A 12,811-nucleotide genomic window follows, 5' to 3' on the forward strand; every position below is an offset into this window, starting at 1 on the left:
AATGATAGAGATTATAAACAATAAAGAATAGGAGAGCAGATTATGAAAGTAAAAAATTTAGTACTGATGTTTCTGATGTCTGTATTGCCATTTATCGCTTTTGCGCAAGATGACTGGGATGACATTTATGCTACTTCTAAATCAAAGGATAATAAGAAGAAAGAAGTAAAAGTCAAAAATACAGTTTCTCAGCAACAACAGAAACCAACACAGGTATTGGTAGTCCGCGATAACGGTGAAGTTACACTGGAAACAGAAGGTAACGTAAACATCGATGTGGATGCCTATAACCGCAGGGGTGGAGATGTGACTGTGTACCAAAAAGAACAGTATCCTGAAGATTCGGTGATTTACACCGATGAATATCAGGATTACGAGTACACAGACCGTATAGTAAAATTCCATGAACCCGAGAACAGTGTTAAGATATCCAGTGATAATGAGATAAATGTATATGTCACAAATGACCTGTACAGCAATTATTATCGTAACCGTGGCTGGAACTTTAACGTAAATCTTGGCTGGGGCTGGGGTGGATATTACAGCAGTTTCTATCCTTGGTACGATCCATGGTATTATAGCGGTTACTGGGGTGGCTGGTACGATCCATGGTATTACGGCAGTAGCTGGGGTTGGGGTTGGAGCAGACCTTGGTATGGCTGGGGTGGCTGGTACGCCGGAGGCTGGTATGGTGGTGGCTGGTATGGCGGACATCATCACGGATACTACGGTAGTAGCGCACGTTACAGCTATTCGGGACGTCCCCGGACAAGTTATGGACCCGGTCGGACAAGTTATGGTTCGGGTCGTAGTTCATACGGATATGCAGGCCGTGGATCAGGCATCGATAGTTCCCGTCCTAGTTATGGCGGCAGAGGCTCATCTACCCGTCCAAGTTACGGAACATCTACAGGCCGAGGATCCTCTTCGAATGGTGTTAGTACAAGACCAACAACTCGTCCGAGTTACGGTACATCTACCGGCAGGGGTTCTTCATCAGGCGATGTAAGTACAAGGCCAACAACTCGTCCTAGTTATGGAACATCAACAGGCAGAGGTTCTTCCAGCGGAGTAACAACAAGACCTACAACCCGTCCGAGTTATAATAGCGGAAGCTCAGGCACAGGTAGTGTTACAACAAGACCGACTACCCGTCCAAGTTACAATACTTCAGCAGGTAGCAGTTCTAGTTCGCGTCCTAGTTATAGCGGTTCACCGAGCAGCACTTCAAGTTCACGTCCGAGTTATAGTGGCTCATCCAGTTCTGGTTCGCGCCCTAGCTATAGCGGTTCATCGAACAGTAGCTCAAGTTCACGCCCAAGTTATAATAGCAGTTCATCGAGCAGTTCTTCATCCAGAGGTTCATATAGCTCAGGCTCATCATCTTCCAGCAGCCGTTCATCCGGAGGTGGAGGAAGTAGTAGCGGAAGAAGCAGTGGCGGACGCAGATAAAAAATAAGGACAACTAAAATAAAAAGCTGTTTCAATATTAATTTTTGAGGCAGCTTTTTTGAAAAGATATAAAAATATTAAAAATTGCATTATGAAACATGTATCATTACTACTGTTAACAACTGCACTGACATTTGGGGCCGCCCAGGCTCAAAATGAAATGGATGCGTACAGATATTCGAAAAACGACCTGACAGGCACAGCTCGTTCCGTATCTATGGGAGGAGCTTTTGGGGCACTCGGTGGCGATATATCCGGTATATCCATTAATCCAGCAGGTATAGGAGTTTATCAATCATCAGAAATAGTTACCACGCTTAATTTTCAGAATTCTAAGGTTCAGACAGAAATGAATGCCGGAAAAATTGATGAAAGTAAGTTTAAAGTGAACTTTGATAATCTGGCATTTGTGAGTGTGTTCCCTATATTTGATAATGATGTGGTTCGTAGTATCAATATCGGGTTTTCGTACAATAGGCTGAAAAATTTTGACAGGAAATATAACGCGATTGGCAATAACCTGTCGTATGATATGGCGGCTTATATGGCTGATAGAGCAACAAATAATGGGCGTCCTGCCTCGGCTATTGCATTAGGTGATGAAGGGAATGACTGGAGAGATATCTGGCGCAATCAGGACTGGCTGAGCGTACTGGCTTTTAATGGACATATTATAGATGAGAAAACCCCTGTGGGTTCAGGGCAATATGTCCCGGCTTCTCCCGAGTATGCGGCTTATAGTGACTTATTTGTAGAAGAAAAAGGTTCTGTCAGTACATATGATTTTAATATAGGAACAACGTTTTCAGATATTGTTAGTGTTGGGGCAACATTGTCCCTTACCGATATAAATTATCGTATGTATTCTAGTTATATTGAAGACTATCAGAATAGCGGTTCATTTTGGGGTGGTCAGGAATTACAAAACTGGATGAGAACAGATGGTACAGGATGGCAGGTTACTGCCGGTGTAATTGTAAAGCCTGTACAAGAATTGCGAATTGGAGTTTCATATCATTCTCCTACATGGTATAATATGACCGATTATTTCGCTGCGGATCTGTCTTCCGATTTTGCCGATGGAACAAGTTCCTATATAGGTAGCTTCAGTGATCCCAATTCAGACCGGAGTGAGGATGCTATACTCGATTATAAAATGCGCACTCCTGACAAGTGGACATTGAGCCTAGCAGGCGTTATCGGCGGTAAGGCAATTATCAGTGCCGATTATGAACTGACTAATTACGCGAATAGTATGAAACTGTTCGATGACCGGGGTAATGCTCTTGCTACAGGTCTGGGTGATCCAAATTCTTATATTAAGCAGGATTTCAGGAATGCATCTACTTTACGTGTCGGAGCTGAATATCGTATTACAGACCAGTTTTCGGCTCGTGTAGGTTATTCATGGATGCAAAGCCCGTTCAAAAATGAAGTGAAAGATTTTCCGGGCGACTATGAAGTTGTTACCGACAGCCGCGCAGCTAAGCAGTATGTACTGGATGGCGCTACAAACTATTTCACTTATGGTATGGGATACAGATTTTCACGCCATTTCTATACCGATATCGCGTTTGTAATGAAATCTCAGAAGGATGACTTATATGCCTTTACCGGAGCGGATAAATCTACTTTCAAGACAAATAATTTCCAGGGTTTGTTAACGTTGGGATATAGATTCTAATAAGCTGGTTATAAAATAAAAGGCAGCGCATCTCTTTCGGGATGCGCTGCTTTTGGTTATAACGGATTATATTTTACAAGCTTTCCAGCATTCTCTTTATAACTGTCTGGGCCGATATTTCACGATTGGCCGCTTCCTGTATAACAATCGACTGAGGACTTTCTATTACATCATCGCTCACAATCATATTACGGCGTACAGGCAGGCAATGCATAAAGTAAGCGTTATTTGTCAGCGCCATCTTCTGAGTTGTTACTGTCCACGACATATCTTTACTTAATATCTTTCCATAATTAGGATCGGTATATGCAGCCCAGTTTTTTGCATAAACAAAGTCTGCTCCCGCAAGTGCCTTATCCTGATCATACTCAACTTTTGCTCCACGTACAAATTTAGGATCGAGGTCATAACCTTCGGGATGTGTGATAACAAAATCTACATCCGCCTCATTCATAAAGTCAGCGAATGAATTAGGTACTGCCTGAGGCAGGGCTTTCGGATGTGGCGCCCATGTAAGGACAACTTTCGGACGGGCCGTTTTCTTATACTCCTCTATCGTGATGAGGTCGGCAAAAGCCTGTAAAGGATGCCCTGTTGCCGCCTCCATACTGAATACAGGACGTCCCGAATATTTAATGAACTGGTTCAGTATCTTTTCCTGATAATCATCTTCCTTATTTTCGAATTGAGCAAACGCGCGTACTCCGATAATGTCGCAATAACTGCCCATCACGGGGATGGCTTCGAGGATATGCTCCGATTTGTCACTGTCCATTATTACTCCCCGTTCGGTTTCCAGCTTCCATGCTCCCTGATTGATGTCGAGTACCATTGTATTCATACCCAGATTCATCCCGGCTTTTTGCGTGCTCAGGCGGGTGCGCAGACTGGAATTGAAGAACACCATTAACAGCGTCTTACTCTCACCGAGGTTTTTAAATCCGAAGCGGTTTTTCTTTACTTCGAGGGCTTCTTTTACTGCGGCATTAAGGTCGCCGAGGTCCTTGACATTGGTATATGTTTTCATTACAAAAGTATTTTAATGCGTTTGTTGATTAAGACTATAAAGATAGCTAATAGTACGGAGACTATCATTATGAACGGTAATCTGTAAATATTATTTGTTGCCCCTATCGGGATTATCAGTCCTGCGACGAGAAGGTGGACAAAGTAAATTCCTGCCGCCAGTTTTGATATATCGTATTTTTCAACTGTATATTTTGCCCCTTTCTGTATACAGATAATTAATACGGGGCAAAGGAGGTATAACGACAGAAATAAGTTATGGTAAATATCCGTTTGATAACCCTGGTATGACTCGGTTAATAATGCGATCAGGCTTACCGGTAAAAGAACATACAAATATGGGGTCTTAGCAATATTTGTAAGATCTTTCTCCCGGATATAATATCCTGACACGATAAACGGAAAACCAAAGAAAATACCATTGCAGAACGATCTGTATGGTAATCCGGAGTTTTCCAGTATATATCCGGTAATGTAGAGAATAATACCGGAAAGCAGTATCAGGTCGTTATTCTTTATAAACTTCTTTATTACTGCCAGCATAAGTGTGCCCGATATGAGTGCAGGCAGGAACCACAGGTGATAATATCCCATAATGGTAAATGTAATCAGTGAACGGGCTTCCACCGTATTATAATAGGTGGGCAAATAGATGAACGACCATACAACATACACAATGAAAGTGTGGAACATATACCTTTTTAATGCCTTATTATCACTCAGTTTAGAATGAAGGTAATATCCACTGATAACAAAAAAACACGGCACTGCTATTCTGGCTATTCCGTTAGAAATGAGCCATCCTGCTAATGATTCACTACTAAAAAGAGACTGTGTGTGTATCGTGATAACCAACAGACTGAGTATGATCCTGAAATAATCGAGCCTTATATTACGTTCCATTATTCATCAGTAAAGTTCTTTCTTTGTGTTTTGCGGTTATACGTTTTTTTGCTTTTATGCACTGATGTAACACGTTGCCATCCCGCCGACCGGGACAATTCATTGTCCCGGTCAGCTTTTTTGATCGCTTTTATATAATCGCCGACAGTTATTTTTCCTGCTGTCTTCTTCTTTTTCTTTCTCATTATCTGATTTGCCCGTTGCCCTCTATTATCCACTTATAAGTGCATAATTCCTCCAATGCCATAGGTCCACGGGCATGCATTTTTTGTGTGCTGATACCTATCTCCGCACCTAGTCCGAATTGTGCGCCATCTGTAAATGCAGTGGATGCATTGGCATAGATGCAGGCAGCATCGACCATCTTTTCGAATAACCTGATGGCTTCACGATCTTCGCTTATGATGGCTTCACTGTGTTTGGAACTGTAAGTGGCTATATGCCCGATGGCTTGATCGATACCGGAAACGGTTTTGACTGCCATTTTATAATCGAGAAATTCCGTTCCGAAACTGTCTTCATCCGCTTTTTTCAACAGATCGTACGAATAGTATTGGAACAAAGCCTCATAGGCATGCTTATCCGCATATATTATAACATCCTTTTTCTCCAGATCTTCACAAAGATAATGTAGATCATCCAACCGGTCTTTGTCTATTACCAGACAGTCCAGCGAGTTACATACACTTACTTTACGTGTTTTGGCATTGGTAACGATATCCTTGCCTTTCTTCACATCTCCTTCTTTATGAAAATAGGTATGGCAAACACCCGCACCTGTTTCAATGACAGGTATACGGGAATTTTCGCGCACATAATTAATTAATTCCTGGCCTCCGCGCGGAATGATGAGGTCTACATAATCACGTGCGTTAAGTAGTTCCTCTGTCGCTCCCCGGTCATTAGGCAATAGTGTACATACATTGGGATTCACCCCGTTTTCATCCAATACATTGCGAATGATATCTATAATGGCTTCGTTCGAAAAACGCGCGTCCGATCCGCCTTTCAATATACAGGCATTACCTGATTTCAGGCATAGGGAAAATACATCGAAACTCACATTCGGGCGGGCTTCGTATATAATGCCGATAACCCCGAATGGGACGGTTATTTTAGATAAGTTGAGTCCATTCGGTAATGTCTTTTGCATGAGTATTTTCCCAACGGGGGAGGGTAGGGAAGCCACATTACGGATATCTTTCACAATATCCATTATACGTTGCTCATTTAATAACAAACGGTCATATTTTGGGTTACTTGTATCCATCCGCTGCAAATCTTTCTGATTTTCGGCAAGGATGTAATACATTTTCGACTCGGTTTCTTTGGCAATAGCTTCCAGTATTGCGTTGATTTCCTTTTCTTCCAGTAAGTTCAGGCTTTTACCTGCTTCCATAACCAACCGGAACATGTTCTGGTGATAGTCGTCCATTCTTATTTTTCAATATATAAATAGTCGTAATGCACAATTGCTTTCTTATTATTTTTCCCTATTGTTTCTTTCGCTTTTTCGCTGCTGTACGAAGTGCGGCCAATGCCTACCTGCTTACCTTTCTCGTCGATAATACGGACAATATCATCAGCTTCAAAATTGCCGGAGATCTTTGTTACGCCGACAGGCAGCAGGCTTACAGCCTTATCGCTCAGAAGAACTTCCGCCGCACATTTGTTGATATGTATCTCTCCTTTGGTAAAATCTTCGGAGTGAGCTATCCATTTTTTTATACTGTTTGCCCCTTTGCCCGATGGCTTGAAACGGGTAGATACAACATCTTTTCCTTTTATGAGGTCTACAAGTATATTATCCCTGCGGCCATTGGCAATAATAACTTCGATTCCTTCTTCGGCAGCTTTGCGGGCCACATTGTATTTTGTGGTCATTCCTCCGCGTCCTGTTGCCGATTTGGACGACTGGATACAGTTTTCTATATCGTCTTTCTTAGCGTCTATTTCCCGGAATATGTATGCCCCGGGATTATTGGGGTTGTCACTGTAAATTCCGTCTATGTTGCTGAGTATTATCAGCTTTTTTGCTCCCATCATTGCAGCTACCAGCCCCGATAATTCATCATTGTCTGTAAACATGAGTTCATTAACAGAAATGGCATCATTCTCGTTTACAATGGGGATGACCTTATTGTCGAGCATTACCGACATGCAATTCCTCTGATTGAGGTAATGGCGGCGTGTGGCAAAATCCTCCTTGGTAACGAGTATCTGCCCGCAGATAATACCCTGCTGATGGAACAGGTCATAATAACGGTTGATTAGCTTCACCTGGCCAATAGAAGAGTATAACTGGCGTGCCGAAATGGTATCTAGTTTCGCTTTTACCTTAATTTCAGATTTTCCGGATGCTACGGCACCCGATGAAACCAGAATAACCTCTACATTATTTTTATGTAGTTCTGCTATCTGATCTACCAATGCCGACATACGGGTGAGATCCAGCATTCCGTCTTTACGGCTCAGTATTTGGCTACCTATTTTTACAACTATGCGCTCTTTCATCGAAAATATACCTAAAAAAGCAAAGTTATAATTTTATTTTAAAGTAAAATGTTCGTTTATAGTGAAAATGGGTGGAAAAATGGATTCTTAGGCCGGAATAATATAGCAAGGTGGGTCTGTCCTTAAATCAACCCTTCGGGAAGGGCAAGGTACAATGCTTTTTTCTTTGCATCTATTTTTTCTATAAAGTCTTCTGTGGCAGGGATTATGAGTTCGTTCTCTCCGTCTTTTACCAGAAAGAGAGTATTGATCGTTTTGTCGTCTATATCTTCAATTATACCCAGCTTGCCGGCTGCTTTATCTATAACGGAAAAACCTATGAAGAAATTCCATGAGTATTCTATCTCATCATTACTCTCTTCTTCATAATATTTGCGGGGAAAATAAACCTCCAGGCCCGACATTCGCCTGGCTTTATCCTCATCGTCTATATCCTCGAATTTTATCAGGGCGGTTTCTTTACCTTTGAACCTATATTCTTCAATAAAGAAAGGTACAAGGATATTGTCGATACGGCAAATAAGATACGGGCAATCTACGCGGTCGAATACATCATTCTCGAAGAAAAAATTTATCTCACCTTTTATTCCGTGAGGTTTGATAAATTTTCCTATTTTGAAAACTTCGTTTTCTGTTATCATATCCTATTCGTTAGCAGTGAAAAGTGAAATCTAATGTGCCAATAACACGAAACAATAAAACTGCTTTACCCGTATAATGTTCACTTTCCGTCTTTCACTTAAATATTATTTCTTTTTTTGCTGCTGGTTTTTCTTCCCTCCGCTATTGTTGCTGTTGGTATTCCTCTGTCCGAGGTCTTTCATTTCGGGAAGTTTTATATTGGAGCTTCGTATGTCTATTTTATGATTCGACAAATCATAGAGATCGATGAATATTTTCATGTCATCCACTTCCTTATTCCATTGTATATATGATTTTTTCATATGAGTGGCAACAAGTAATATGAATTGCTCCTTTTCTTTCGGGTCTTCCAGTTCGGTAGCCAGCTTCACCATTTTTTCCAGAGTTTTTCCATAATGGCGGTACTCCATGTCGGGACGGCTGTATTCAATTTTTCCGGGTTTGGAATAAAGGTCTTCCTTCTTTACGATTTCATAAGGGTAGTCGATATCCAGTTTGAAATCGGCCATAATGGCGAGGTGATCCCACAAGATGTGTTTAAAGTCATTTACATCACGCAGGTGGGGAAACATATTTCCCATTATATTGATAATAGTATTGGCACAGCGTTTGCGTTCATTCCGGTCAGGTACTGTGAGGCAGTAGTCGACCATATTCTGTATATTCCTTCCATACTCGGGAAGGGCTAGTTTTTTCAGTTGAGTATTATATTCCATTTTTAGTATTGGGTTATTATTCTTAATTTGATAATGTGCTGAAATCAGTTTGTAGGCCTTATAATTTAAATAAGTATCTAATGTCGTGTTTTAACGCTATAACTATCAATAATTGTTATACTTGGATAAACAATAAACAGGTCCGCGACCCTCGTTTTTATTTCGGTTTGTCGGTTTCAGCCTTTACAGGACTGCAAAGATAATCTTTTTAGTTGAACTCCTTGATAATGTATTCAAAAATATTGAATAAGAATGTAATTTCAAGTCGTTTATGCCTCATGTGCAATAGCCTTAAAATAACAAAGCATCCGTTATCAGACGGATGCTTTGCTCTTATTTTATATTAGTTCATAGCTACTTCGCTTTCTTCAGCGGGAGCAGATAATGTTTTTTTGTATAATTCCGGATCGTTTAATACTTCTACGGCTTTGGCCAGTTCCTTATCATTTTTCAGAGTATAGATATATTCTCCTTTCTGATAATGGTAACGTCTGATGATTTCTGTGTTTATCTGACGTGTAATGTCATCTTTAAATGTTTCCAGATCCCGGTCGAGATTGGGTACAAGCATCGCTTCCAGAGCCTTGAATTCTGCATCCGCATACTTCATGTATCCTTCAAATTCCATTACTTCTTTGAGCGAAGCCATCGATTTTTCACTCATACGGTCATATTGAAAATCTTTTGACTTAACAAATGACTTGAAACTTTCATAGTCTTCATCCGAAATAGAGAATGTTTCGGGGGAAGTAATTGATTTATGCTTTGCGGCCCAGTCTGTAACCCAATCGAATACGATGAACTGATTGGCAAGGTAGTATGTTATGGTAGGAGCTTTCTCTTCCTCGAATGCGATATCCGGAGAAACACCACCACCATCTCTTACCGGACGGCCGATTTCGGTTTTGAATACGGTTGTCAGGCTGTCAGGGATACGCCCTACACTGCCATCTGCGTTGCGGTGTGTGTAATCTATGGCTTGAATACATCTTCCGCTCGGAATATAATATTTGGAATTGGTAACTTTTACACCGCCTCCGTATGGGATTTCCCTTGTCGACTGTACCAATCCTTTACCGTATGTGCGTTCACCTATGAGTACCGCTCTGTCCATATCTTGCAGCGATCCGGCAACGATCTCTGCCGCCGAAGCCGAGCCTCTGTCTATAAGTACGACAATGGGTATCTCCGTGTCGATAGGTTCGAGTGTAGTACGGTACGTCCTGTCCAGTTGTTTCAGCTTTCCTTTGGTAGATAAGACGACTTTTCCTTTCGGTACAAACAGGTTTACAATCTGGACGGCTTCTTCAAGTATTCCGCCTCCATTCTGGCGAAGATCGAAAATTAAGGATGTTACTCCCTGCTTTTTCAGATCGAGGAATGCCTTTTTCACATCCATCGCACTTTTATCGGTAAAAGTAGGGCTGAAATTAATATATCCTGTAGAGGGAGTTATCTGGCCATAATACGGTATAGGATCGATAGTGATCTTCTCACGTACCACCTTTACAATAAAGGGCTTTTTCTCGCCGGGACGCTCTATTTTTATTTGTATCGATGTCCCCGGTTGCCCTTTCAGGTTAGAACTTACAAAGTTACTCAGTGTACGACCGAAAGCTTCTCCTTCTACCTTATCGCAGGTAGTCATGTCTTTACCGTCTATTTCGAGTATGTAGTCTCCGGCTTTTAACCCGGCTTTATCGGCAGGCTTTCCTTCAAAGGGTTCAGTAATAGCTACTTTCCCGTCTTTGAAGGCAATGCTGGAGCCTATGCCGGCATATTCGCCGGAAATCTGGGTGCTGAACTCCTTCATGTCGTCCTTGTTGAAATAAGTCGTATAAGGATCGAGGGTGTTGAGCATATTGTCAATCCCGCTGCGGATAGTTTTGTTCAGGTCCAGGGTATCTACATAGAACATGTCTACTTCCCGTACAATGGAATTGAATATTTCTATATTCTTATTTATGTCGAAGTAACGTTGCTGTTGATTTTTATCAGGAACGTTCTGCGCCTGAATAAAAGAAGCTCCCGTAAGAACCGGGATTGTCAAAAATGTGATGAATCTATATTTCATTAATTCTATCTGTTTATGTCGCAGACCTGTTTATTACTTTAGTAAGTGGAACAACGAGCGTGAATTATAATTCGATGTTAAATCACTAAATCCTATCCCTTACTCATTGTTCTAAAAAACAACACAAAGGAATACTTTTTTTTATAAATAGCGAAATTTGACAGGGTTATATATGTCTTATTTTTAACAAAAAAACATAAAAGGATGATCAGATAATGAAAAGTTACGAGTTACTTCGCTCAGCTGGCAGTTACGAGTAAGCAAGATGCACGTTGGCAAAACGGAGCGGAGCAACGAAAAACTCGTAATCCGTAACTTGTAACTCGTAACTATTATCTTATATTTGCATTTGAATAAATAAACAGAACGAGCATGAAAGGAATTATCCTCGCAGGCGGAAGCGCCACACGACTTTACCCTTTATCCAAAGCAATATCGAAGCAGATAATGCCGGTATATGATAAACCGATGATCTATTATCCTTTATCCACACTGATGCTGGCCGGTATCCGCGAAATATTGGTCATTTCCACGCCGCGCGATTTGCCGATGTTTGAGGCGTTGCTGGGTACGGGAGAAGAGCTCGGGATGAAGTTTGAATATGTAATTCAGGAAGTTCCTAACGGCTTGGCCCAGGCTTTCGTATTGGGCGAAAAATTTCTGAACGGAGAAGCCGGATGCCTGATTCTCGGAGATAATATGTTTTACGGACAGGGCTTTTCCAAAATGCTGAAAGAAGCTGCAACGATAGAAAAAGGGGCATGCATTTTCGGCTATTATGTCAAAGATCCCAGGGCATACGGAGTTGTAGAGTTTAATGAAGATGGTAAGGTAGTATCATTGGAGGAGAAACCCGAAAACCCTAAATCCAACTACGCTGTGCCCGGACTTTATTTTTACGATGACAGTGTCTCCGCAAAGGCGAAGGCGTTGAAGCCGTCGGCCAGAGGAGAATTTGAAATCACCGATCTGAACAAGTGCTATCTGAACGAAGGGACTTTGAAGGTTCAATTGTTCGGACGGGGCTTTGCATGGCTCGATACAGGGAATTGCGATAGCTTGCTTGAAGCCGGGAACTATGTTGAGACAATACAGAACAGGCAAGGTTTTTATATATCATGTATAGAGGAAATTGCATGGCGAAACAAGTGGATCGATAATGAACAACTGCGGGTTTTAGGCAAACGTCTTGATAAAACAGCATATGGACAATATATACTTAGCTTACTAGACTAAAGTTTTTTTATTGTATGAAATTTACAGAGCAGAACATAAAAGGAGTCTGGATAATAGAACCCCGTGTCTTTACCGATGAAAGAGGGTATTTTATGGAGTCGTACCGGAAAGATGCTTTTGAGGAGCATGTCGGAAGGGTTGAATTTATCCAGGACAATGAATCGAAGTCGACCCGTGGTGTATTGCGGGGCTTACATTATCAGACAGGTAAATATGCGCAGGCTAAGTTGGTCAGAGCGCTAAAGGGCAGTGTACTGGATGTGATAGTGGATCTGCGTAAATCGTCACCCACCTTCGGCAAATCTTTAGCCGTGGAACTTACCGAAGATAATAAAAAGCAATTATTCATCCCCAGAGGTTTTGCCCATGGATTTCTGGTGCTTAGCCCCGAAGCCATTTTTTCTTACAAAGTGGACAATGTATATGCCCCGGGATATGAGGCCTCGCTTTTGTGGAACGATCCAACAGTGGGTATTGATTGGGGAATAAAAGAAGAAGAGCTGATTCTGTCGGCAAAAGATAAAGCAGGTAAGCTTTTTACTGAGACTGTTGTTTTCGATTAAG

General features: G+C 41.5%; 12 protein-coding genes. 4 read left to right on the forward strand and 8 right to left on the reverse strand.

Annotated elements, in window-relative coordinates; all coding sequences use genetic code 11:
• The first annotated feature begins 42 nt into the window (after positions 1-42).
• A complete protein-coding gene (locus ACFO6W_RS13055; RefSeq protein WP_379997108.1) occupies positions 43-1,452 on the forward strand; it encodes a hypothetical protein in 1,410 nt (469 codons plus the stop codon).
• Positions 1,453-1,543: 91 nt separating this feature from the next.
• Entirely contained in the window at positions 1,544-3,136 is a 1,593-nt protein-coding gene (locus ACFO6W_RS13060) for an OmpP1/FadL family transporter (RefSeq protein ID WP_379997110.1), read from the forward strand.
• A 73-nt stretch (positions 3,137-3,209) separates the two neighbouring features.
• Here the strand turns inward: ACFO6W_RS13060 and ACFO6W_RS13065 are convergent, their stop codons facing one another.
• The 8 genes from ACFO6W_RS13065 to ACFO6W_RS13100 all read right to left on the reverse strand — a co-directional run bounded on the left by ACFO6W_RS13065 (position 3,210) and on the right by ACFO6W_RS13100 (position 11,011).
• The gene (locus ACFO6W_RS13065; RefSeq protein ID WP_379997112.1) at positions 3,210-4,163 is read right to left on the reverse strand and encodes an N-acetylornithine carbamoyltransferase; all 954 of its coding nucleotides are present in this window, start codon (positions 4,161-4,163) and stop codon (positions 3,210-3,212) included.
• Positions 4,163-5,065, reverse strand: a complete 903-nt coding sequence (locus ACFO6W_RS13070) for an acyltransferase (protein WP_379997114.1) — start codon at positions 5,063-5,065, stop codon at positions 4,163-4,165. The genes ACFO6W_RS13065 and ACFO6W_RS13070 overlap by 1 nt, the downstream gene beginning before the upstream one ends.
• Positions 5,065-5,250: a hypothetical protein gene (locus ACFO6W_RS13075; RefSeq protein ID WP_379997116.1), complete on the reverse strand. Its 186-nt coding sequence runs from the start codon at positions 5,248-5,250 to the stop codon at positions 5,065-5,067. Before ACFO6W_RS13075 ends, ACFO6W_RS13070 begins: the two co-directional genes overlap by 1 nt.
• Positions 5,250-6,500: a glutamate-5-semialdehyde dehydrogenase gene (locus tag ACFO6W_RS13080; protein ID WP_379997118.1), complete on the reverse strand. Its 1,251-nt coding sequence runs from the start codon at positions 6,498-6,500 to the stop codon at positions 5,250-5,252. The genes ACFO6W_RS13075 and ACFO6W_RS13080 overlap by 1 nt, the downstream gene beginning before the upstream one ends.
• 2 nt (positions 6,501-6,502) lie before the next feature.
• On the reverse strand, positions 6,503-7,579 hold the full coding sequence (proB, locus tag ACFO6W_RS13085) for a glutamate 5-kinase (protein WP_379997120.1): 1,077 nt from the start codon (positions 7,577-7,579) through the stop codon (positions 6,503-6,505).
• 122 nt (positions 7,580-7,701) lie between these two features.
• Positions 7,702-8,220: a ribosome maturation factor RimM gene (gene rimM, locus ACFO6W_RS13090; protein ID WP_379997122.1), complete on the reverse strand. Its 519-nt coding sequence runs from the start codon at positions 8,218-8,220 to the stop codon at positions 7,702-7,704.
• Positions 8,221-8,325: 105 nt separating this feature from the next.
• A complete protein-coding gene (locus tag ACFO6W_RS13095; RefSeq protein ID WP_379997124.1) occupies positions 8,326-8,937 on the reverse strand; it encodes a DUF4290 domain-containing protein in 612 nt (203 codons plus the stop codon).
• Between the two features lie 343 nt (positions 8,938-9,280).
• Positions 9,281-11,011, reverse strand: a complete 1,731-nt coding sequence (locus ACFO6W_RS13100; protein ID WP_379997126.1) for a S41 family peptidase — start codon at positions 11,009-11,011, stop codon at positions 9,281-9,283.
• Positions 11,012-11,383: 372 nt separating this feature from the next.
• Between ACFO6W_RS13100 and rfbA the strand changes: the two genes are divergently transcribed.
• Positions 11,384-12,247 carry a glucose-1-phosphate thymidylyltransferase RfbA gene (gene rfbA / locus ACFO6W_RS13105; protein ID WP_379997128.1) on the forward strand — a complete coding sequence of 288 codons (864 nt, stop codon included), beginning with the start codon at positions 11,384-11,386 and terminating at the stop codon, positions 12,245-12,247.
• A 14-nt stretch (positions 12,248-12,261) separates the two neighbouring features.
• Positions 12,262-12,810: a dTDP-4-dehydrorhamnose 3,5-epimerase gene (gene rfbC, locus ACFO6W_RS13110; RefSeq protein WP_379997130.1), complete on the forward strand. Its 549-nt coding sequence runs from the start codon at positions 12,262-12,264 to the stop codon at positions 12,808-12,810.
• The last annotated feature ends 1 nt before the right edge of the window (position 12,811 follow it).

The organism is Dysgonomonas termitidis, from assembly GCF_042654545.1.
In the GTDB taxonomy this organism is placed as follows: Bacteria; Bacteroidota; Bacteroidia; order Bacteroidales; family Dysgonomonadaceae; genus Dysgonomonas; species Dysgonomonas termitidis.